Annotated in this window: 17 protein-coding genes; 7 read left to right on the forward strand and 10 right to left on the reverse strand. The window is 61.3% G+C overall.

The annotated features are described in order from the left end of the window. Positions 1 to 17: 17 nt before the first annotated feature. Positions 18 to 1,313 (forward strand): MFS transporter, encoded by a 1,296-nt coding sequence (locus SX1_RS09490; protein ID WP_026149629.1) that lies wholly within the window; start codon positions 18 to 20, stop codon positions 1,311 to 1,313. 182 nt (positions 1,314 to 1,495) lie between these two features. Continuing rightward, positions 1,496 to 2,230 carry a helix-turn-helix domain-containing protein gene (locus SX1_RS23780; protein ID WP_019052821.1) on the forward strand — a complete coding sequence of 245 codons (735 nt, stop codon included), beginning with the start codon at positions 1,496 to 1,498 and terminating at the stop codon, positions 2,228 to 2,230. 58 nt (positions 2,231 to 2,288) lie between these two features. Here the strand turns inward: SX1_RS23780 and SX1_RS09500 are convergent, their stop codons facing one another. From SX1_RS09500 to SX1_RS09510, 3 genes are all read right to left on the reverse strand, one after another. Beyond that, entirely contained in the window at positions 2,289 to 3,206 is a 918-nt protein-coding gene (locus SX1_RS09500) for an ROK family protein (RefSeq protein ID WP_019052822.1), read from the reverse strand. Next, complete coding sequence (locus tag SX1_RS09505; RefSeq protein ID WP_019052823.1) at positions 3,194 to 4,303, reverse strand: glycoside hydrolase family 68 protein; 1,110 nt, start codon at positions 4,301 to 4,303, stop codon at positions 3,194 to 3,196. The genes SX1_RS09500 and SX1_RS09505 overlap by 13 nt, the downstream gene beginning before the upstream one ends. Positions 4,304 to 4,412: 109 nt before the next feature. Then, positions 4,413 to 6,866, reverse strand: coding sequence for a TonB-dependent receptor (locus tag SX1_RS09510; RefSeq protein ID WP_019052824.1), 2,454 nt, complete (start codon positions 6,864 to 6,866; stop codon positions 4,413 to 4,415). Positions 6,867 to 7,012: 146 nt separating this feature from the next. Between SX1_RS09510 and SX1_RS09515 the strand changes: the two genes are divergently transcribed. Further along, positions 7,013 to 8,347 (forward strand): MFS transporter, encoded by a 1,335-nt coding sequence (locus SX1_RS09515; RefSeq protein ID WP_019052825.1) that lies wholly within the window; start codon positions 7,013 to 7,015, stop codon positions 8,345 to 8,347. Between the two features lie 3 nt (positions 8,348 to 8,350). On the opposite strand, the gene SX1_RS09520 is transcribed toward SX1_RS09515, so the two are convergent. From SX1_RS09520 to SX1_RS09535, 4 genes are all read right to left on the reverse strand, one after another. After that, positions 8,351 to 9,355 carry a LacI family DNA-binding transcriptional regulator gene (locus SX1_RS09520; protein ID WP_019052826.1) on the reverse strand — a complete coding sequence of 335 codons (1,005 nt, stop codon included), beginning with the start codon at positions 9,353 to 9,355 and terminating at the stop codon, positions 8,351 to 8,353. Positions 9,356 to 9,533: 178 nt separating this feature from the next. Next, positions 9,534 to 10,982 (reverse strand): TolC family protein, encoded by a 1,449-nt coding sequence (locus SX1_RS09525; protein WP_019052827.1) that lies wholly within the window; start codon positions 10,980 to 10,982, stop codon positions 9,534 to 9,536. A 2-nt stretch (positions 10,983 to 10,984) separates the two neighbouring features. After that, positions 10,985 to 12,043 carry an efflux RND transporter periplasmic adaptor subunit gene (locus SX1_RS09530; RefSeq protein ID WP_019052828.1) on the reverse strand — a complete coding sequence of 353 codons (1,059 nt, stop codon included), beginning with the start codon at positions 12,041 to 12,043 and terminating at the stop codon, positions 10,985 to 10,987. Further along, positions 12,043 to 13,725: an ATP-binding cassette domain-containing protein gene (locus SX1_RS09535; protein ID WP_019052829.1), complete on the reverse strand. Its 1,683-nt coding sequence runs from the start codon at positions 13,723 to 13,725 to the stop codon at positions 12,043 to 12,045. Before SX1_RS09535 ends, SX1_RS09530 begins: the two co-directional genes overlap by 1 nt. A gap of 448 nt (positions 13,726 to 14,173) precedes the next feature. Here SX1_RS09535 and SX1_RS09540 point away from each other — a divergent pair, with 448 nt between their 5' ends. Genes SX1_RS09540 through SX1_RS23505 form a run of 3 tightly spaced genes read left to right on the forward strand, consistent with a single transcriptional unit; the run spans position 14,174 to position 17,880 of the window. Then, positions 14,174 to 15,553: a glutamine synthetase family protein gene (locus SX1_RS09540; RefSeq protein WP_026149631.1), complete on the forward strand. Its 1,380-nt coding sequence runs from the start codon at positions 14,174 to 14,176 to the stop codon at positions 15,551 to 15,553. A 43-nt stretch (positions 15,554 to 15,596) separates the two neighbouring features. Then, a complete protein-coding gene (locus SX1_RS09545) occupies positions 15,597 to 16,892 on the forward strand; it encodes an aspartate aminotransferase family protein (RefSeq protein WP_019052831.1) in 1,296 nt (431 codons plus the stop codon). Next, the gene (locus SX1_RS23505; protein ID WP_019052832.1) at positions 16,885 to 17,880 is read left to right on the forward strand and encodes a phosphotransferase enzyme family protein; all 996 of its coding nucleotides are present in this window, start codon (positions 16,885 to 16,887) and stop codon (positions 17,878 to 17,880) included. The genes SX1_RS09545 and SX1_RS23505 overlap by 8 nt, the downstream gene beginning before the upstream one ends. 43 nt (positions 17,881 to 17,923) lie before the next feature. On the opposite strand, the gene SX1_RS09555 is transcribed toward SX1_RS23505, so the two are convergent. Both SX1_RS09555 and SX1_RS09560 read right to left on the reverse strand, forming a co-directional pair. Further along, positions 17,924 to 19,420 carry an aldehyde dehydrogenase gene (locus SX1_RS09555; RefSeq protein ID WP_043145484.1) on the reverse strand — a complete coding sequence of 499 codons (1,497 nt, stop codon included), beginning with the start codon at positions 19,418 to 19,420 and terminating at the stop codon, positions 17,924 to 17,926. 18 nt (positions 19,421 to 19,438) lie between these two features. After that, on the reverse strand, positions 19,439 to 20,266 hold the full coding sequence (locus SX1_RS09560) for a type 1 glutamine amidotransferase (RefSeq protein ID WP_019052834.1): 828 nt from the start codon (positions 20,264 to 20,266) through the stop codon (positions 19,439 to 19,441). A 116-nt stretch (positions 20,267 to 20,382) separates the two neighbouring features. On the opposite strand from SX1_RS09560, the gene SX1_RS22580 reads away from it, so the two are divergent. Continuing rightward, on the forward strand, positions 20,383 to 20,937 hold the full coding sequence (locus SX1_RS22580) for a DUF3237 family protein (RefSeq protein ID WP_019052835.1): 555 nt from the start codon (positions 20,383 to 20,385) through the stop codon (positions 20,935 to 20,937). A gap of 17 nt (positions 20,938 to 20,954) precedes the next feature. Here the strand turns inward: SX1_RS22580 and SX1_RS09570 are convergent, their stop codons facing one another. Continuing rightward, positions 20,955 to 21,695, reverse strand: coding sequence for a GntR family transcriptional regulator (locus SX1_RS09570; protein WP_019052836.1), 741 nt, complete (start codon positions 21,693 to 21,695; stop codon positions 20,955 to 20,957). Positions 21,696 to 21,705 lie beyond the last annotated feature (10 nt).

Genomic DNA, 21,705 nt, shown 5'->3' on the forward strand with positions numbered 1-21,705 from the left:
TGGCCGCAGGAGAGACGATGATGAGTCCCAACGCGCTTGAGATGCGAACCATGCGGAAGGTGACGTGGCGGCTCCTGCCATTTCTCATGCTCTGTTACCTGATGGCCTTCATCGACCGTGCGAACGTCGGCATGGCATCGCTGCAAATGAATGCCGACCTTGGCCTTAGCAGCAAGGTGTTCGGCTTTGGCGCAAGCCTCTTCTTTGTCGCCTATTTCCTGATGGAAGTGCCCAGCAACCTGATGCTGCAGAAGGTCGGCGCCCGCTACTGGATCGCCCGGATCATGGTGACATGGGGGATGGTGTCGACCTGCATGGCGTTCGTCTGGGACGCGCACAGTTTTTACGTCATGCGTTTTCTTCTGGGCGCGGCCGAAGCGGGCTTTTTCCCCGGCGTCATCCTGTATCTCACCTACTGGATGCCCCCGGCCTATCGCGGGCGCACATTGGCGATGTTCGCCATCGCCATCCCTGTTTCCAGCTTCGTTGGATCGCCACTGTCCGGCTTGCTGCTGGCGATGGACGGCCTGGCGGGGCTGCGTGGATGGCAATGGCTGTTCATTTGCGAAGGCATTCCCACCGTCCTTCTGGGCTTCGCCTGCCTCAAGCTGCTGACGGACCGGCCCGAAAAGGCAAATTGGCTGGACGCCGACGAGCGCGCATGGCTCACGGACGCTTTGGTCACAAAGGGGAACGACAAGCCACTGGTCAGCGGATCGGCCTGGCGCCTGATCCGTACGCCTGCCTTCTGGGCGATGGTCATCGCCTGTTCCGGCGCTTCGGCGGCGGGCAGCGTGCTGGGCGTATGGCAGCCGCAATTGCTCAAATCCTTCGGCCTTACCGACCTTGAGACGGGTCTGGTCAATTCGGTGCCTTACGGCGTCGCGGCGTTGGCGATGGTGTTTTGGGGCCGTCATTCGGACAAGACCGGCGAACGGCGTTGGCACACGGCGTTGCCGCTGCTTCTGATCGCTGTCGGGACGATCGGGACGTTTGCCGTGGCGGGCCTTGCCCCGACGGTATTGCTGCTGACCTTCGTTCTGGTCGGAGCCTATTGTTTCAAGGGACCGTTCTGGAGCATGGCGTCGACCTGGCTGTCGGCCAGCACCGCTGCCGCCGGCATCGCTGCGATCAATGCGACATCCAACCTGATCGGCGGCGGTTTGATGGTGAATGTCTATGGCCTGATCCATGAGGCAACCGGCAGTTATGTGCTGGCGCTGCTTCCCATAGCCTTCCTCACAATCGCCAGCGCAACAGCAGTCGTCATCGTAGGAAAAACGACGAAACGCCCGATACATTCCGCCGCTTGACTATCCTCTTTCGTTCAGGCCAGCGCAGTGCCGCGCTGGTCCCGTCTGGGGATGAACCTTTACGCCAATGCTGCGGGAGGTTGGGCATTTAGAGCATAATCCGATCTGATTGGATCGAGGGTCTTTCCTTAGACTGGAAAATCTGATTCATCATGTCAGCTGGACGACGAGGCCAGCCTGGCATGACGAAGTCCATCTCAGAGGATTTGCGTTCGCGGGTGATTTTGGCGGTCGATGGCGGTTTGTCACGGCGCGCGGCAGCCGAGCGTTTTGGAGTTGCGGCGGCGAGCGCGGTTCGCTGGGTTCGCGAATGGCGAGAGACCGGATCGACACGGGCGAAGCCGCAGGGCGGCGACATGCGGTCACGGCGGATTGAAGCCCATCGCGATGTTATTCTCGGTGCGATCGAGGAGCAGGTGGACATCACGCTGGTTGAACTGGCCGAGATGCTGCGATCGGAGTATGGAGCCGTATTTGCACCGAGCACCATCTGGCGCTTCCTCGACCGTCACTCGATGACGGTCAAAAAAAGCCGCGCACGCCAGGGAGCAGGAGCGGCCCGACGCTTCGTTCTTCAGGCTGCGGCGCGGCTCGGCGTGACGCCGCCCAAGCTGGAAGCCCGCGCGTTCAGACATTTGGAAAAGCATGACTGGCCCGGCAATGTCCGCGAGTTGATGCGCTTTGCTGAAAATTTCGTACTCGGCCTGGGCGACCATGATCTGGGCGCCAGCGCCAGCGCGGGACCGACGGATCTTAAAAGCAGGCTAGACGCGTTCGAAACCGAACTCATCGAGGAGGCCCTGGGCGAGGCGGCGGGCGACGTTACCCGTGCCTGCGCCGCGCTCGGCTTGCCACGAAAGACCTTCTACTATCGGCTGCAAAAGCTGGGGATTGATCCTGCCAGCTTTCGCGGCTGATCTGTTGGGCTGAGAAATGCGCACCGATGCATTCTGTAATGCCACCCATATCGCTGGCCTATCCATTGCCTCGCGCCATCGCGGCTTGCTGGCCGAGCAGGATCGCGCCCAATGGACCGGCATCTGCGCCCAGGCCGGGCGCCACGATCAATTGTTCCAGCGCGGGCGCGTCCAGATCCTCGATATAGCGGTTGAGGAGCTTGGCCGATTGCCCGGCGATCAAGGGAAGCAGTTTCGGGCGAGCCTGGATGACGCCGCCGCCCATGACAAGCCGCTCCGGCGACAGGGCCAGGATCAGCATCGTCGTCCATTCAGCGATATCGCCGGCGATCTGGTCCCAATGCGGATCATCATCGGCCATTTCGGCCACGGGCATTGGCAGGCGTGCAGCCAATGCCGGCCCGCCGACCAGTCCTTCCAGGCAATCGCCATGGCTGGGGCAGGCGCCCGCGAATTGGTCGCCGGGCTGTCGCCGAATCCGCATATGGCCTGCTTCGGGATGCAAATGGCCATGGACAGCCTGCCCGTTCACGACCACCCCCAGGCCAACGCCAGTGCCAATCGTGGCATAGGCGTGGACCGCGCAATCTTGCGATGCGCCCCACATGCCCTCCGCCAGCGCGGCGCCAGCAACATCGGTATCGATGGCTATCGGGACATCGAAGCGGCGGGCGAAGTGGCCATAAATGTCGCACCCTGCCCATCCGGGCTTGGGCGTATTGCCCATATGGCCGAAATTCGGCGCGCGGGCGTCCAGGTGCAACGGCCCGAAGCTGGCGATGCCGATGGCGGCGAACGGCGTTTGTTCGGCCCATTGCGCCAGCGCGTCCGATATGAAGTTCAGCGTGTCCGGCGTTCCGGTGGGCCAGCGTCGCTGCTGAAGGATGACGCGGCCTTGCGCCAGCGTGGCGATGCATTTGGTGCCGCCCAACTCGATCCCCGCGATCAGCGGTTCGCCCACCATCATGCCAGCCATACTCGGTCCCCCTCTATCTGCAACCGCAAGTCGGGTGCAGGAGCGCCGCCGAAATGATGGCGAGCCTCCGCCGGATCGACCGGGACATGCGCGATCCCGGTCATATCAGCGAAACTCTGGACTGTCAGGTCTGGCAGCACGAACCAGCTATAGGCTTGAAAGGGTGCCCGTGGAGGATTGGCGAAGGCAAGGCCGGTGCCGTTGATTGGCCGCCATGGCCCGTCAAGGCTGTCGGACGTCATGCCATAAAGACCGTTCGGGCCAGTCGGTCCGCCGTCTGCGAATACTTTTTGCTGCGTGGACCAGAAGAGATAGTAGCGACCGCCATGGACGATGACGTGCGGTCGTTCCAGTTCGTTGTTGAGGCCGTCGGCCGAAATCAGGGGCGGCAGCCGTTGCCACTGGCCATCGGGCATAAGCGGAGCCATGCCGACGGCCCCGTTCCAGAAAGATGCCGATCGCGCAAGCGACGCGGCAAAGAAAATATAAGCAGCGCCATCGGCGGGGTCGCGGAAGAAGGCGGGATCGCGAAAGGCCTTGATCGTGCCGATCGCCCCGCCGCCTTCCATGTCGCGCATATAGTCGATACCGTCGGGAACCAGCATCTCCACCGGGGTCGACCAGGCGGACAGGGTGATGGCGTTGCCAACTACCGACAAGGTGGCCTGCGTTTCGAACAAGCGCTGGCTGTAGCTGAGCACCTGTTCGCCGCGCGTGCCGGCAACGGTGTAATAGAGCGTGATATGATCATGGTCGCCCGATACGATCGCGGAGCCGGACCATTCGCGGCTACCCGGTGAAAAGCCGTTTTCAAACAACAGGCCAAGATCGCGCCAGACGTTGCCCACCCGGTGCATCAGTCGCAACCGGGCCATGCCATGACGGGCTTCGGGATCCAGTAATGCGGGGGCGGACAGCAGGATGAACAAAGTGCCGCCTGCTATCACCGCCTGCGAGCCGTCCTCTTCCTGCACGGGCCAATAATCCCAAAGGTCGACCCCCGGTATCAGGGGCTGCGGCTTGGGGAAGAGCGGCGCGCAAGCCATGGTGTCGCGATCGATCGCGGCGACATGGGCGGCGGTCCAGTGGCTAGTCATTGTCGGGCATCCATGGACAGGGAGGTCAGGCCATGGTCTCCACCGGTGCGTGCAGTCACCGGCGGAGACCATGATTTCCACAGGCGTCAAACGCCCCGGAAAGAGGGGATCAGAAGTCGAACCGGATCGAGGCGGAGACGGTGCGACCGTTGATAGAGCGCGCCCGGACGATGCCGTTGGCGGGAATGGTGGCGTCCTCCGCTTCGGTGAAACCCTTTACGTCGAACAGGTTGTTGGCATTGAGCGAAAGCTGGATGCGATCCATCGGCCTGACCGTCAGGAAGGCATTGACCTGCGTGTAGCCGGGCAGCTTCAACTGGTTGCTGTCCTGTGCGTAGCTGCTCGACGTCCCGATGACATTCGCGCCGACAGTGACGATTCCCGCGTCATATTGCGGCGTCACCTGATACAGGAATTTGGCCTGGCGGCGCGGGCGATTGCCGACCACCGCAGGGTTCAGCACGTCGCTGGCGATCTTGGCGTCGGTATAGGTGCCGCCTGCCGAGATGCTGAACGGGCCGGCGCGATAGCCACCCTCCAGTTCCAGACCATAAGCGCGATAGTTGCGGTTGAAGAACGTCTGGGTCGTCGCTTCGAAATTCTGTTCCTCGGTCTTGGCGTGGAAAGCCGTGGCGTTCAGGGTCAGACCGCCATTGCGATATTTGACGCCGCCTTCCAGTTGCTTGACGAAATCGACCGCTGCGCTGCTATCGGTGAGCTTGCCGGTGACAGTGCTGACGGCCGGACCGAACAGCAGCCGGTCGGCATTGGCGCGCGCACCCCGGCTATAGCGTGCAAACAGCGCGACATCGTCGGCCAGGCGATAATTGACGCCGAACGAATAAGACAGATATTCATAGCTATAGTCGACCGGCGCACTTGGCGTCGGGATCACCGCAACATTGGTTTCGGGGATCGAAATGACGCCATCGCCATTCATGTCGCGGCTGGTGACGCCGACGCGCCCGCCGCCCAGATCCGATCCCGCAATCGTGCCTTTGGCGTCGCCAAAATCATAACGCAGGCTGCCGTCCAGGGTCAGAGCGCCAGTAGCAAGGCTCAAGGACGCAAAAGGAGCGTTGGTGTTATAGTCGACATCATAGCTGCGGCGGCAGCAATTGCCAAAGAAGGTTGCGCCATAGCCATAGGTGCCATTTTGCGTGAGCGCTTGACCCGCTGCGTTGGTCAGGTTGACAAGCGCCGCATTGCCGCCGCCGGCTACTTCAAACAGATGCGACGTCCACAGCCAATCCGTGGCGATGGTCTGGCGCGATTTGTAGAAGCCCGCGGTCGCGGTCAGCTTGCCGATGCTGGTGTCGAAATCCCGACTGACGCGCAGGTCGTTCGTGATGTTGTTCATGCTGTTGATCTTGACGTCGAACAGGACAATCTGTGCCAGATAGTCGCTGCCCGCAAAAGCCTGACCAGCCTTTGGACCATTGGCGTAGGTCAGGGTCGATCCGGCACCACCCAGCGCAGTCGCGATGGCCGATCCGGTGTCGACGGCGGAGGGGAAGGGCGAACTGAAGCCGCCCGACACGTCGGAATAGCGGAAGCGTTCGGTGACGTTCCAGCCATCGCCCAGTTCGAACTGCGATTCCAGGCCGATTGCGTAAACCAAGGGATGCTGGCCATCGCGAATGTCGCGCGTGACCAGATTGTTGCGACCGTCCAGCGTCACATTGTCGCGGAAGTAACGCGAATGAAGCGTGTCACTGTTGATGCTGAAACCGGGCAGATCCTGATATTTGGGATTGCTGTTGCTGCCCGTCACCAGCACGGGATTGGGCAGATAGCCGATGGCGCGGTCGTTCAGATATTTGCCGTAGAGCCGGATATAGCCGCCAGCAAATTCCTTGGTGATGTTCGCCTTGATCTGGCCGCCCTTGTTGGCGTCATAGCCTGCCTGGCGGGGGCCTTCGCCTTGGCGATAGAAGCCACCGAAATGGAAGCGCAGGCTGTCGCTGATCCTGCCGCCATAGTCGAAGTCCAGGCGATAGTCGCGATAGTCGATGCCAGTTGTCGCCTGAATGGCTCCGCCTTCCTGCTCCCCGGTCTTTGAAATCATGTTGATGACGCCGCCGGGCGCATTGGATGCGAAGGTCGAGGCCGATCCGCCGCGGACCGATTCAACCCGGCTGATGTTGAAGTCGGAGCGCAGGAAGATGTCGGCATTGCCAAAGGTGATGTCGCCAAATTCCAGCACGGGCAGGCCGTCCTCCTGCAACTGCAGGAACTTCGCGCCGCCCGACGCGACCGGCAGGCCGCGAACCGAGATATTCGCATTGCCTTCGCCGCCGGAAGATTCGGAGCGAATGCCAGGCAGGTTGCGGAAGATTTCAGCGACCGAACGCGGGGCTGCTTTGGCGATGTCGTCGTTGCTGAGCGAACTGACCGTGACGCTGCTGTTGAGCCGGTTCTGGCCGCGGGCAACCGCGGTAACGACGATTTCGTCTGATGGAGGGGATTGATCCTCAGCTAGAGTTTGTTGCTGCGCATAGGCAGGCACCGTAACTGCCATGCTGGAGGTCATCAATAGTCCCATGATCCGCATCTTCATCATCTCTCTCCCTGCCGATTCGATCCGGCCTGATCCTGTGATGATATTTTTCTCAATCGTTTGCAAGCGGAATTGCAATCGATTGAGAAACTGATACAGATGGACTTGTAATGACGGCAACAGTCCGCCAGACCGGAGAGGTAAAGAGCATGAGCGACCCGACACCCCGCAAGCCGCACCTTTCGCTCGGGCGGATCGTGCAGATGAACCTGGGCTTCCTGGGGCTTCAGTTCAGCTTCGGCTTGCAGCAAAGCAATATGGGGCCGATCTATTCCTATCTGGGCGCGGACGAGGCGTCCTTGCCGCTGCTCTGGCTGGCCGGGCCGATGACGGGGTTGCTTGTCCAGCCGATCATCGGCGCGATGAGTGATCGTACCGTCACCCGCTTTGGCCGGCGTACCCCTTATTTTCTGATCGGAGCGATATTGTGCAGCCTGTGCCTGTTCGCCATGCCCTACAGCCGGGCGCTGTGGGTGGCGGCCAGCCTGTTATGGGTATTGGACGCAGCCAATAACGTGACGATGGAGCCCTATCGCGCCTATGTCAGCGATCGGCTGGACCAGGCGCAGCGACCGCTCGGCTTTTTGACACAAAGCGCGTTCACAGGGCTGGCCCAGACGCTTTCCTATCTGGCGCCATCCTTGCTGGTCTGGGGCGGGCTGAACGCCGATGCGGTCGACCCGTCGGGCATTCCGGTGATCACGCGGATCGCCTTCATCGTCGGCGCGGTCCTGTCCTTGTCGACCATCCTCTGGTCGGTGCTGCGTGTCCCGGAATTGCCGCTGAGCGCAGAGGAAATCGCCGCGATGCGGGCCGAACCCTTGTCCGCCCGGACCACGCTGCGCGACCTGAAGCAGGCGATCGTCGAGATGCCCGTGCCGATGCGCCAGCTTGCCATCGCCATGTTGTTTCAATGGTATGCGATGTTCTGCTATTGGCAGTTCGTCGCCTTCGCCATCGCCCGTTCGCTTTATGATACGGCCGATTCAGGCAGCGCCGGCTTTCGTCAGGCAGTGCTGGTCAACGGACAGATTGGTGGCTTCTATAATTTCATCGCCTTCATCGCGGCCTTCGCCATGGTGCCGATCGCCCGCAAGATGGGCGCGAGACCTGTGCACGCGGTGAGCGTGGCAGCATCGGGCATCGCGATGCTGGCGCTGCCATATTGCTCCAGCCAGGCGATGCTGTTCATCCCCATGATCGGCATCGGGCTGGGCTGGGCCAGCATGATGGGCAATCCCTATATCATCCTGGCCGACAGCATTCCGCCGGCCCGCACTGGAATATATATGGGCATTTTCAACATGTTCATCGTCATCCCGATGATGATCGAAAGCCTGACCATGCCGCTGATCTACCGTCCGCTGCTGGGCGGCGATCCGCGTCATGTGCTGATGCTGGCGGGGGTGTTGATGCTGTTGGCAGCGATCGCGACACTGGCTATTCGGGAGCGTCCGGCTGCGCGCGCGGCTATTCCGGCCTGATCGTCAGGCGGACGCGCGCTGTACCAGTGTCGGTGCCATACAGACCGATTCCGCGGGCGTTCCGGCCAGCCGATCGAACAAAAGCTGTACCATCAGCGCCGCTCCGCGCGCGACATCCTGCCGGATCGTGGTGAGCGGCGGGTTGGTCTGGGACGCGACCATCACATCGTCATAGCCGACAACCGAAACGTCGTGCGGCACCCGCAGTCCCGCGTCGCCCAGCGCGCGCAATGCACTCATGGCGATCACGTCCGACGCCGCGACGATCCCGTCAACGGGCGGATGATCGGCCAGGAAGGCGCGGATGGCGTCATAGGATGCCTGGGTGGTCAGATGGGCGGGAAGGAGCAGGCCTTCGCCCTTGCCAGCTTGCGCCAGCGCCGCGCGAAAACCGGCATGGCGAGCGGCGAATTCGGGGACGTCGGGATTGCCGAAAAAGGCAAGATGGCTGCGGCCCTGCGCCAGCAGATGGTCCGCCGCCATCCGGCCACCCGCAACATTGTCCGACCCTACGGTCAGTTGGGCATAGCCATCGACCGCCGCACCCCAGACGACGAGCGGTTGATAGCGCGCTGCTACCCGTTCGATCACGTCGATCTGGTCTGATTGACCGATCAGCAGCGCGCCATCTACCCGCCCGCCATCGACGATCCGGTCCAGCCACTGACCGTCGGTGGGAATGACGCGTGTGAGCAGCAGGTCATAGCCGCGGTCGGCCAGCGCATCGGCCAGCGGCCCGATCAGGCTCATGAAGAAAGGATCGGACAGATGCTGCTGCGTTTCATGGCCAAGGGGCAGGATCACACCGATCGCGCCGGTGCGTCCAAGCCGCAGGTTCCGTGCCGCGCGGTTGATCTGAAACCCATGTTCCTGCGCCAGCGCCTCAATCCGTTCGCGGGTGGCGCGAGCGATCATCGGGTTGCCCGACAAGGACCGCGACACTGTGGATACAGAGACCCCAGCGATCTTTGCCAGTTCCGCGAGGCTGGAGGCATGGGTGGATTTCATAACCTATCGCAATGTCCACAGATTATTTGCCGATTAGCGGCATAGCTAACAGGCGGATTAGGTTCGAGTCCGTATCCCATGAAAGATATTGAAGCAAGGAACCAGAAGGTCGCGGAGGGCTGCATGACCTGCTGGAGGACATCACAGCAGCGATTGGTCGATTGCTAATATTGCCTCATCACTCTGAAATGACGGCCAGGCCGAGCGCGTCTTCATCGGCAGTCGCCGCGGCGAGTTCAGCGCGCGCTGCGGCGATGCGGGCTTGGGCTTCTATCAGCTTCACCTCGGCGTTCGTCGCGCTTTCCTCGCGCTGATTGACCAGGAAAAAGTCGCTTGATCCAAGCGCGAAGCGGCGGCGTTCAGCGCTTGCCAACCGCTGCGCCAGCACGAGCTCTTTTTCGGTCGTCGCGACCAACTGGTTTGCCGTGTCCACTTCTATCCCGATTGCGGTGACTTCGGCGCGGATTTTCTCGGCCAGAAACTGTTGCTTGACCGACAGTTCATCGATCTTTGCCCGTGTTTCGGCCAATTTGCCCTTGGCCTTGCGGTTCTGGAGCGGAATCTTGAACGTGATACCGACGATCATTTCAAGCGGCGTCCGGTTCGTGCCGCCAAGGCCCGCCGGTCCGACATCCTTGGCGACCTCTCCGCCAAGGTCAAGCCGGGGTATCAGGTCGTTGCGGGCGAGCGCGAGCTTGACCGTCGCCTTGTCAATCTCCTCAAGCATGATTGCAAAGTCGGGACGGCCCTCCAGATTGAAGGCGGGATCTGACCTGATGCCATCGAGCGCGTTAGCATCGGCTGGCAGCCGCGCTTCGTCGACAACAACCGGCGTGCCATCGGCGCTGCGGTAATAGAGCGACAGCTTTACCGCAGCGGCCCGGAAATCCTGCCGGGCTTCGACCACGAAAGCCTGCCGCCTGACCAGGTTGGCCTCATTCTCCGTCAGCAGGATGTCGGGTTTGGCGCCAAGCTGCACTTGCCGCTCGATTCCGTCGGTACGTCCCCCCGCCAGCGCCAGCAGCGCTTCGTAAGCCTTGAGCTTCAATCCGGCGGCGACCCATTTCTGATAGGCTTCAACCGCGCGGGCCTGGACCCCGATGCTCGTCGCTCTGGTTTCGAAGCGAGCGATGTCGATATCATTGGCGGCCAGCCTGAACTCGGAACGCCGTTCGTCGATCAGCCGATCGCGCAGCAGCGAATAGAGCCCGCCGACTTTCAGTTCGCCTAGCCGGTTGGTGTAGGATTTGTCTTCATAGATGGGAAAGTCGCCGCGCGACGCGCGGTATTGCCCATAGACATAGCCGCCATTGTTGCTGAGCGGCTGTTCGGTCTTGCCGGCAATTTCCGTGCCGTCATAATAGCCCAGAGTCCGGCTGCGCGCCTCGACCGCAAAGACAGTGTCGAACGCGCCCTGGGCGGTCAGCGCGCGCGCCTCGGCCTGACGGTTGCGTGCCAGTGCCGCGATGATTTCTGGCGCGGAACGGGCTGACGACCGCAATACTTCTTGCAGCGTTAGCGGCCGGGCCGCTTCGTTCACCGACGACTGCGCTGCATTCTCTTGGCCATGCACAGTCGCAGGTACGGCAGCGCTTAGCAACGCTGCCATGCCGATCACGATCCGCATCGTCACTTCTTCTTTTCGATCGAGCTTTTGCCAGATGTTTCCTGCGCCTTCTGCGCGACCTGATCCTGCCCGAAGTTCAAGGGGAAATCGTTGAGTTGGCGCCATAGTTCGTAGCCGACCGTTACATTGTCACCCTGTATCCAGCCCAGCACCTTGCCGCCCTGGCGGACGAAACGGCGGTCCGGCCAGGCCGGCTTTCCGGGCCGCGGTTCGACCAGAACTCGGTACAGTCCATCGGTGCGCGGGGTCGGGTCCACAGAGCGGACTTGACCATCGTAGATGCCGACCGCGAAGGCGGGCCATCCGCTGAACTGGAATGCGGGGAAGCCTTCGAATTCAAGTCGCACGAGGCGCCCTCTGTCGACGAGGGGGATGTCGCGTCCGTCGACGAACAGTTCGACGGCCCGCTCAATCTGTTCTGGCGCGATGGTTGCCAGCACCGTCCCCGCAGAAATCAGAGCGCCGCCGGCTTGCGCGTTCAGATTTTGGATGCGTCCGCCCCGCGGCGCGGTGACGATCTGCGCCGATTGCCGCATTTGCCGGACTTCAATCTGCTTGAGCTTCGCCCGCGCTTCAGCAAGCTTGGCGTTAGCGTCCGCAACCTTGATCTGCGTCTGTTCATAGTCGCGCCGCGCGGCCAACCCTTCGGAAAATAGCTGGCCGGTGCGTCCAACGTCGATCGAGGCGACCGCGCGGGCCTGTTCGACCGCTGCAATCTGCGCCTGCACTTCGGCCTTTTCCGCTGCCAGTCGCTCCAGAAAGTTGGGGTCGAGATCAACGACCTTGACGATCGGATCGCCCGCCTTGACCAGTTGCCCGTCCTGAACGAAGAAGCGGTCCACCCGGCCTTCCACCAGCGACGACACTTGCTGCGGCCGGTCGTCCGGGTCGAGCGAAATGACCTGTCCGCCGCCCTGCGCAGTCTGCCGCCAGGGAACGAAGAGGATCGCGATGGCAAGGCACAGGCCAACGAATATCAGCCAGGCCACGACGATGACCAAGCGTGGCGGGTTGAGGCTGGCAAGGGAGCGGAAATGCGTCAGGTGGCTCGCGCTGATCATCACGCTTGTGCCTCCTTCTCAACCAGGAACCGTGACAGGGCGGCCGTGTCGGTAAAGCGATGTTGCGTCGTCGCGCCCAGCCAATAGCAGCTGTCGAGATGCACGGCTTCGGGCCTTCCGGTAAACAAGAGTACCGTCGTGCCCTGTTCGCGCAACATCCGTAACGTCGCCTGAAGGGGGCCGTCGGGCATCATGTCGTACAGCTGCGACAGCAGCAATACTTTGGGCCGGCTGATCAGCGCGGTGGCGGCCTTGAGCTGCATCACCTCCAAGATGGAGAGCGGCGACCCGGAACTTGCCAGTTGCGTGTCCAGACCTTTGGGCAGGCTCGAAATGCGCGTCGTGAGGCCGACAATGTCGAGCACCTTGATGATGACGGCGCTGTCGGCATCGCCCCCCGCCGCCATGTTCAGATATTCGCGGATGGTCACATCGACGATGCTGGGCCGGTTCAGCACCACCACGGCGGACCGCAGCAGATACATATCAAAACTGCTAAGGTCGCTGCCACCGATCGTCAGCAGGCCGGTGTCGGGATTGACGTGACGCTTGAGCAGCAACGCGATCTGCCTCTCGACGCCGGGCTCTGCCAGCATCACGGTCTGCTCGCCGCTTTCGATCGAAAAATTGAAGCGTGAGCCGGCCAGTTCCACGTTGCGAAAGCGGACCGAACCGTCGGGCGGCGCCTGACCGTTCAAGTCCAGCGCCTCCTGTGGAATGGCGAAAATCTGCGACAGTTCCTCCGAACTGGCCACCAGATCGTAGAAAGTGTCGAGATACCAGCCGAGTTGCGCAATCCCGTAGAACACCCCCGACAATATGAGTTCGGCGGCGACGAGCTGCCCGATCGACAGTTCGCCTGCCAGGATGAGGTTGCCGCCCAGCGCTAGCAGCGCGGCCGCAGCGAAGGCATAGACCAGGAAATAGGCGAGAGCCTGTGCGAAGCTATAGCGGAAGTAGCGACGGTGGGCGCGGATATAATTGGCCGTCACGGCCTCCGACTGGTCCATCGCAAAGGTCAAATGCCGCGCCGATTTATAAAAGCCGTTCGATGCGCCGACGCTCTCCAGCCATTGAGCGGCCTCATGCTTGGCATGTGACACGCCGATAGCACCTGTGATCGCGCCGTGACGCCATACCATCCAGATCGCGATGCAGGTGACGATCAGCACTATGTTGAACGCCAGGAAAAAGGGGTGGTAGAAACTCGTCACGACCAGGCCGACCGCGCCCTGAAGGATGATCGTGAAGGCACCGATGACCAGGCTGGGCACCGCTTTCTGAACGACGATCATGTCGAAATAGCGGTTGAACAGGCTTCCCCGGCTCTCATCCAGGAAAAACGGGTTCTGCGCATGAACCGCCCGAACCGTGACTTCGGCAACCACCCGTGCGAAAATCCGACGCTCGAACATCGTCAGCAGGTAGAGGCGCAGGGCGCTCAGGCAAGCGACAAGGAGCAGCAGGACCAGCAGGACGGCCGACAATATCCATAGCGGCGCGACCAGGGCGGTGCGCGCCACCGAATTGATGAGTAATTGGACCGAAATCGGTGTCGCCAGTGACAGCAATGTAATGGCCAGCGTGTAGACGACGCCAACATTCACATAGCCCTTGTCGGGTCCGACTATCTCACCAAGCCACGCGGCAGCATGCCGCAGACCGAACTGCTCGCCAGCCAATTTCCGTCCTCATCTTATGTGTGTGGCGCATGTAAAAAGGTCGCTGGCCGCCGACAAGATGGCAATGCTGCTGTGCAACATTTACTTACATGGAAGAGCCGGTCCTGAAATGCGGACGAGCGCCTTTCGGGTGTCGGATCGGTCCATAATCTCTCGACCTCGCATTGTGGATATACTCTGTGGGCAGTCGCAGCGAATTTATGATCAGTTGGCGTGCCTTGGTCATCCTATAATCCGAATCAGTCAAAACGCACAACCCAACTGCACCGGCAGCAGCGAAAGCTCGCACATTTTCGATAATGCCCTCCGGCCCAGCCAAACGCCGCCGCGCCATTCACTTGGTTGTCATCGCCTGCCACAGTGCCGACAATAGCCTTGACACGTCAATAATGTGATCACTATATTGACGCGCAACTGTATAAAACCGCGTCAGTCAAGTTTGGAAGCCATGCAGAACATTCCTCAACCAGCCGATGCCTTGGAATTTCTAGAGGCGAATCCGGAGATTGAATTCATCGAGGTCATTTTTACCTCGATGGCAGGGGTGCCGCGTGGCAAGCGTGTGCGACGCTCGGAACTGCTCAACATATACGAAAATGGGCGGCTGCTGCCGGGGTCGATGCTGGTCGTTGACGTGACCGGGCAGGATTGCGAGGAGACCGGGCTGGTCTGGGGAAATGGGGATCCGGATTTTCTCTTGCTTCCGGTCCCGGGCACGCTGGTAAAGGCGCCTTGGCTCGGTGATGATGTGGCACAAGTGATCACATCTATGTATTTCCTTGACGGCACCCCCAACGATCTGGATCCGCGCCATGTGCTGCAGCGCGTGCTTGATCGCTTTGACGAGATCAACCTTACGCCGGTCGTAGCTTGCGAGATCGAATATTATCTGGTCGATCCGGTGCGCGGACCGCGTGGCGAGCTGCGCCTGGCGCCGCCGCCGGGCAAGGCGAACCCGCCCGACCTTATCGATGTGTTCAGCCTGCGTGACATTCAGGACTATGCCCCTTTTTTCAAGGAACTGTGGCGTCTGGCTGGCATACAGGGCATCCCGCTTGAAGCGGTGATTTCGGAATATGCTGCGGGCCAGGTGGAACTGACGCTGCATCATGGCCCCGATGCCCTGCGCGCAGCGGACGAGGCGCTGATGTACAAGCGTCTGGCGCGCGGCCTGGCGGCGACGATGGGGATGGAAGCCACGTTCATGGCCAAGCCGTTCACCCATTCGGCAGGCAGCAGCATGCACCTGCACTTCAGCATCAACGATGATGCAGGCGAGAATATTTTTGCCAGCGAAAATCCACAAGGCACGCTCGTGATGCGTCATGCCATCGGCGGCTTGCGTGAAACGCAGGCTGAAGCCTTCGGCATTTTCGCGCCCAACGCCAATTCCTACCGGCGTTACCGGGCCAATTCCTATGCGCCCACAGCGCCGATCTGGGGCGTGAACAATCGCTCGGTTTCGTTGCGCGTGCCAGCCGGGCCGCCCAAGTCGCGCCATGTCGAACATCGTTTCGCAGGTGCTGATGCCAATCCCTATCTGGCGCTGGCGGCGATGCTGGCAGGTGTCCACCATGGCATCATCAACCAGGTCGATCCCGGCCCGCCGGTCGAAGGTGATGGCTATAAGGCGGCTGCAAGCTCGCCCCACCAGGTGCCGGGCAACTGGTACGCAGCGATCGATGCGCTCGACAAATCCGACATCCTGCGGGATTATCTCGGATCGCGGTTCGTGGACATGTACTGCGCCGTAAAGCGCGTCGAGCAGGATCGCTTCTTCAGCGAAGTCGTTTCGCTGGATTACGACTGGTATCTCAAGACCGTCTGATCCGCCCGCTTTGGCGCCAGCCCACCGGACAGGGAACAACGCCGTGAACGAGCCTATGAATGATCAGGCCATTGTTGACCTGATCAAGCGCCGCGATGCTGCCTTTGGCCGTGGAGCGAAACTATTCTACGAAAAGCCGCTGCATCTGGTGCGGGGCGAGGGGGCATACCTGTTTGACACGGCCGGGCGGCGCTATGTCGATATGTACAACAATGTCCCCTGCGTCGGCCATGCGCACCCGCGCATTGTCGAGGCGATGGCGCGGCAGCAGGCTACGCTGAACACGCACAGCCGGTATCTGCACGAAAGCGCGATTGCCCTTGCCGAGCGGCTGACCGGGTTGCAACGGGTGACCGAAAGCGCCATTTTCAGCTGCAGCGGTACCGAGGCTATCGAAGTGGCGCTGCGCATGTCCCAGATCGCCACCGGCGTGCGCGGGATCATCTGCACAAATCACACCTATCACGGCAACAACACCGTGGTTGGTGCGCTGACCAATCTGAGCGAGGATGACAAGAGCCACCTTGGCCTGCGTGCAATTCCGTTCCCCGAAACTTACCGCCCCGTGGAGCCCGGTCTTTCCGGTGCAGCGCTGGCTGACGCTTATATCGCCCGCCTGCGCACGGCGATTGACGAGTTGAAGGCCGAAGGCTCGGGCTTTGCGGCGCTCACCCTGTGCCCGATCCTTGCCAATGAAGGTCTGCCTGACATTCCCGAAGGATTTATGGCCAAAGCCGCCCAGGTCGTGAAGGCCGCAGGCGGCCTGATCATCGCCGACGAGGTTCAGGCTGGATATGGGCGCACCGGCCAATGGTGGGGTTATGACGCGGTAGGCTTGGTCCCGGACATCGTCGTTACCGGCAAACCGATGGGGGCGGGCCTGCCACTGGCGGCCACCACCGCGCGGCGCGATCTGGTTGAAGGCTTTCGCGCACAGACGCGCTATTTCAACACCTTCGCCGGAAGCCCGCTGCAAGGCGAAGTGGGACTTGCCGTGATCGACACGCTCGAATCCGAAGGCATGATCGACAATGCGCGCGATGTCGGTGCTGCGCTGAAGGCCGGATTGGCTGAGCGCATCGGGCACTGGGATGGCCTGGGTGATGTGCGTGGCATTGGTCTGTTCATCGGGGTCGAGTTCGTTGACGCGGATGGTGCGCCTGACAATCCGCGTGCGTTCGATGTCGTTTGCCGCCTACGTGACCGTGGCTTCCTGACGTCCATCGACGGGGCATTCAACAACATGGTCAAGATCCGCCCGCCGCTGCCGTTGCAGGCAGCCGATGCCGAGGCGTTTCTTGACGCGTTCGACGGCGTGATGAAAGAGATCCATGGCTGATAAGCTGACGATTGACCGCTACACCGATGCGGCGCGGGCGGCAGCCGATGCCTTTGGGCTTGACGTTGCCGAACTGCGTCCGATCTCGATGACCGAGAATGTCGTCTTCCGCCTGCGCGAGGCTAAAACGGATCAGCTCTATGCCGTGCGGCTGCATCGCCCTGGCTATCATGCGCTGGATACGCTGGTATCGGAACGGGATTGGACGTCGGCCCTTGCCGGCAAGGGCATGATCGTGCCCACCGGAAGGCGCGCTGGAAATGGTGATTGGTACGTGCCGGTTGCAACGCCCGATCCCGGTGGCTTGCGGCATGCGGGCGTGACGATCTGGCACCAGGGACACACTCTGGAGAGCCAGATCGGTGATGACCGCAGCCCGGAAACGTGGCCTTGGTTTCACCGGCTTGGCGCTCTCCTGGGAGAGTTGCACACCCATACCGAGAACTGGCCGATCCCTTCAGGGTTCGTGCGCCACCGGCTCGATATTGATGGCCTCATGGGCGAATCGCCGTTCTGGGGCCGGTTTTGGGAAAGCGCGCTGCTTGACGATGAAGAGAAGCGTTTGCTTTCTACCGCGCGGAAATGGGCAACCGGCAAGCTGGTGGAACTGGAGGCCAGCGGCGCAGCTTTCGGTTTGATCCATGCCGACAGTCATTTGGACAACGTTTTGATCAGCGACGATCGCCTTGGCCTTATCGACTTCGACGATTGCTGCTTTGGCTGGCAGACATTCGATATGTGCGTGGCCTTGCACAGTAGCTGGCCACACGCGGACTTCACCTCGATCCGCGATCACTTCCTGGCAGGGTATGAAACGCAGCACGCCTTGCCCGCCGATATTCTGCAGCAGCTCGATTTGTTCCTGCTGATCCGCTCACTGCAACTGGTGAGCTGGCGCGAAATGCGGCCCGATATAGCCGCAAACCTGCGCAAAGAGCTTTGGATGCCAAAGCTTGCGCGGGACATCGCGCAGGCAATGGCTTCCTGACACAACGCTGCGCCGGAGCATGTCCGGCGCAGTGTTTTGCACCTCAGCCGAAAGTGTAACTGACGGACTTGATGTCGCAGTACTTTTCCAGTGCGTGGATGCTGCGGTCACGCCCGAAACCTGATTGACGAAAACCGCCGAACGGCATCGTGATGTCGCAGCTATCCCAGCCGTTGACCCAAACCATGCCCGCCACCAGAGCATCGGCGAAGCGGTGCGCCCGGTTCATGCTGGCGGTCCAAAGCCCTGCAGCAAGGCCGTAGCGCGTGCCGTTGGCTATCGTCAGTGCTTCATCATCCGTTTCAAACGAGGTAACGCAGAGCACAGGGCCGAAGATCTCGTCCTGAGCAAGGGGGTGATCGGGCGGCACATCGGCGATGACCGTGGGCAGCATATAGTAACCGCCGGTTTCCGCGCGCGCGACTTGCCCGCCGCACACGATCCTCAAGCCGTCCGCCCGTGCCCGTTCGACTTGCGCCATCACGGCTTCGAGATGTCCCTTGCTGGACAGCGCACCCAAGCTTGTCGCCTCGTCCATCGGGTCGGAGGGAATGATTGTCCTGGCAACGGCAACCACGCGCTCGAGCATCGTGTCCATCACAGGACGCTCGACCAGCAGGCGCGAGCCTGCCGTGCAAATCTGGCCCTGATTGTAGAAGATGCCCCACGCGGCCTGCGTGGCGACGGTATCGAGGTCCTGCCAATCAGCAAAGACGAGGTGCGGCGATTTGCCGCCGAGTTCGAAGCTGACGCGCTTGAGGTTGCTGTCTGCTGCGGCACGCAGCAACTGCCTGCCGGTGCGTTCCGAACCGGTGAAGGCGATGAGCTGCACGTCCATGTGCCGCGCCACTGCATCACCTGCTTCGTGGCCTAGCCCTGTGACGACGTTGAGCACGCCTGCGGGAAGACCTGCTTCAATCGCGGTCTGCGCAAGTTTGAGCGCGGTGAGCGAGGTGAGCTCCGAGGGCTTCACCACCATTGTGTTACCGGTTGCCAGTGCCGGTGCGATCTTCCACATTGCCAGATGCAACGGGAAGTTCCACGGCACGATCACGCCGATTACGCCCAGCGGTTCATGCACCGCATAGGACAGCCGCGAGGAAGGGGAAGGGCCGACCTCGCCGTAAACCTTGTCGATTGCTTCGGCATAGTATCGCAGCGTGTTGATAGCCTGCGGCACGTCGAACGCGCGCGTGGCGCTGATCGGCTTGCCGGTATCGATGGATTCGAGCAGCGCGAAATCCTCGGCCCGTGCCTCGATCATGCTGGCGAAGTGCAACATCAGTCGCTTGCGGTCACGCGGGGCCATGCGGCGCCATGCGCCGTCGTCGAAGGTGGCTTTCGCATTGGCCACTGCATTGTCGACGTCTGCGGCGTTGCATCGCGCGATCCTGTTTACCAGCGTGCCATCGCGCGGACTGACATTGTCGAGCGCGTCACCATGCATGGTTGCCTGAAAAGCGCCGTTTACGAAGGGCTGCGCGGGCAGAGTGGCGACGAGCTGCGACACGCGCGCCAGGGCGGCATCCAAAGTGGTCATGATAAGCAGGCCTTGTTGCTATTGGCTTATATGGAGCAGCCAGTTGCGCAGTTCGGTACGGCGGATATGCCCGTCGAGCAGGTCTTCATCGATGCCAAGACGCCAGGCCACCGGTTGATCGGGCGAGGCATCAGCGGCAGCCCGCAGATCGGCGATGTGGCTGTCAAGCACAGCGCGGGTATCGAAGAATTGCCCGCCCACCATGTCGTCGCCATAGCCTTCATATATTTCGGCAAGATGCGGGAGATCGAACTCAGGATGATATTGCACGCCCCAGGCGATGCTCCTGCCAAGAGGAATGACGGCGGCCTGAACCGGGCAGCGGCCGTTGCTCGCCAACAGGACACTGCCTTCAGGAAGGCGCGAGACATGGTCGTAGTGAATGCATGGCGCATCGAAGGTGCTGGCGCGGTCGGCAAGGAGCGGATGGCCTAACCCATCGGTGGTTGGGACGATCTTTCGTGCAAAGCCCATCTCTGCATGGGCGTCATTGCGTTCGACCGCGCCACCCCCCGCGACCGCGCAAATTTGCAACCCCCAGCAACTGCCAAGGATCGGCAGGCCTGCGTCAGCCACGCGCCGCACCCAGTCGATCTGGCGCGTGACGTCAGGCTCATTGTCGTAAGCGTGCAGGGCAGAGCCGGAGATGACGAAACCTGCATAATTTTCAGGGGAGCGAGGCGGCTGCGCGCCTTCGTCGGCGCCGTAAAGGACATCGATCTGCAAGTTCGCGTTTTCGGCGAGCAAAGCCCGGACATAGACTTCAGCTGTCGTCTCCTGCCCAAGATGCGCGGCGCGTTCCCGTGCGGGCTGGCTGCTGCCTTCCATCAGAAGGATATTTTTCATTATAGACCTCAAGGTGTGATCACATTATCCTGCCTCAGCTCGAACCCGTTTGCAACCGCAACTGTCGTGTTAGTGATCACAAGGAGGATGTCATGGCCCAATTGACGAGGCGAAGGATGATGGCGGCGGCAGGTGCAGGCGGCGTATCGTTGCTCGCTGCCAGTGCTAGTGCCGGTGCGTCGGGCGCGGCCCCTGCTGCCTCGGCCGGCATGGCGCACGGCAAAGCGCGACCTGCGCCGCGCCCGGAGTGGATCTACGACGCCACGGTGGAGCTTGAGAAGGACATTCCGATGGGCAAGACGATACGGGGCGATCGTTTTCGCGTGCCGATCATCGGCGGCACATTCTCCGGCCCGGAGATGAGCGGTCGCATTTTGCCGGGCGGCTTCGACTGGCAGCTCCTGCGTCGGGACGCCTATTGGGAGCTATCCGCTGACTATTTCATGGAAACTACGGACGGCGTCCAGATTCATGTGTTAAATCAGGGTCTTTGGTACAGCGCCAGCGGGGATTGGCCTGCAACTTATGCGGTGACGACTCCGCAGTTGGAGGCGCCAGACGGTCGCTATGAATGGCTCAATCGCTATATTTTCACCGGAACCGTGGGGCAGGGCGGTACTGCCGAGAAGCCGGCGGTACAGCTGTCGATATTCCGATTGCTGAACCCTTGATCAAAGAGGGGAGGGCGTCAGCCGCGCTTTCGCGGCTTGCTATCCTTGGCTGCTGCTGCGGCATTGAAGCGCATCAGTTCATTGCCAATGTGGGTGATGCCGTCGCGAAGATCGGCCTCGATGGCAATGCGAAGGGCCATCCGGTTGCGGGCGCGCACGGCGTCCAGCGCCTCGGCATGGCGATCAACCGTGAATTCAGGCCCGATATATACCAATGCCTGGCGCAGGAACGGCCCGATCTGCAGCCAGAGTGATTCTATCAACGGTACGAACACCGAATCGGGCTGTGCCGAATATAGCGTGCGGTGAAAAGCAAAGTTGCCAGCCAGCCACCGATCATAGTCCCTGATCCTGACCCCCTCATCAACTTCATCGTTATACTCGACGAGTTTTGCGATCAGGGCATCGTCCACATAGCCCAGCGCCCGCGACGCAGCCTCTGTTTCCAGCGCTATGCGCGCCGCCAGCAGGTCATCGAATCGCTCGGGCGACATGACCGGAATGCGAATGCGCCGGTTACCCAGCAGTTCGACGGCGCGTTCCGCGGCAAGACGCCGCAACGCTTCTCGGATGGGCATGGCGCTGACGCCGAGTCGTTCGGCCAGGCCGCGAATCGTTAGCGGTTCACCGGGCGCGATCCGACCGAGCAGGATGTCGGTACGCAACTCGCTGTAAACCCGCTGCTGCACAGTCACGAGGTCGACCGCAGCATCCTGGTCCACCGGCTCAATCTCGGCGATCCTAGACAATTTTTTCACCTCAAACAGA

It is taken from the genome of Sphingobium xenophagum NBRC 107872 (genome assembly GCF_000367345.1).
GTDB classification, from domain to species: domain Bacteria; phylum Pseudomonadota; class Alphaproteobacteria; order Sphingomonadales; family Sphingomonadaceae; genus Sphingobium; species Sphingobium xenophagum.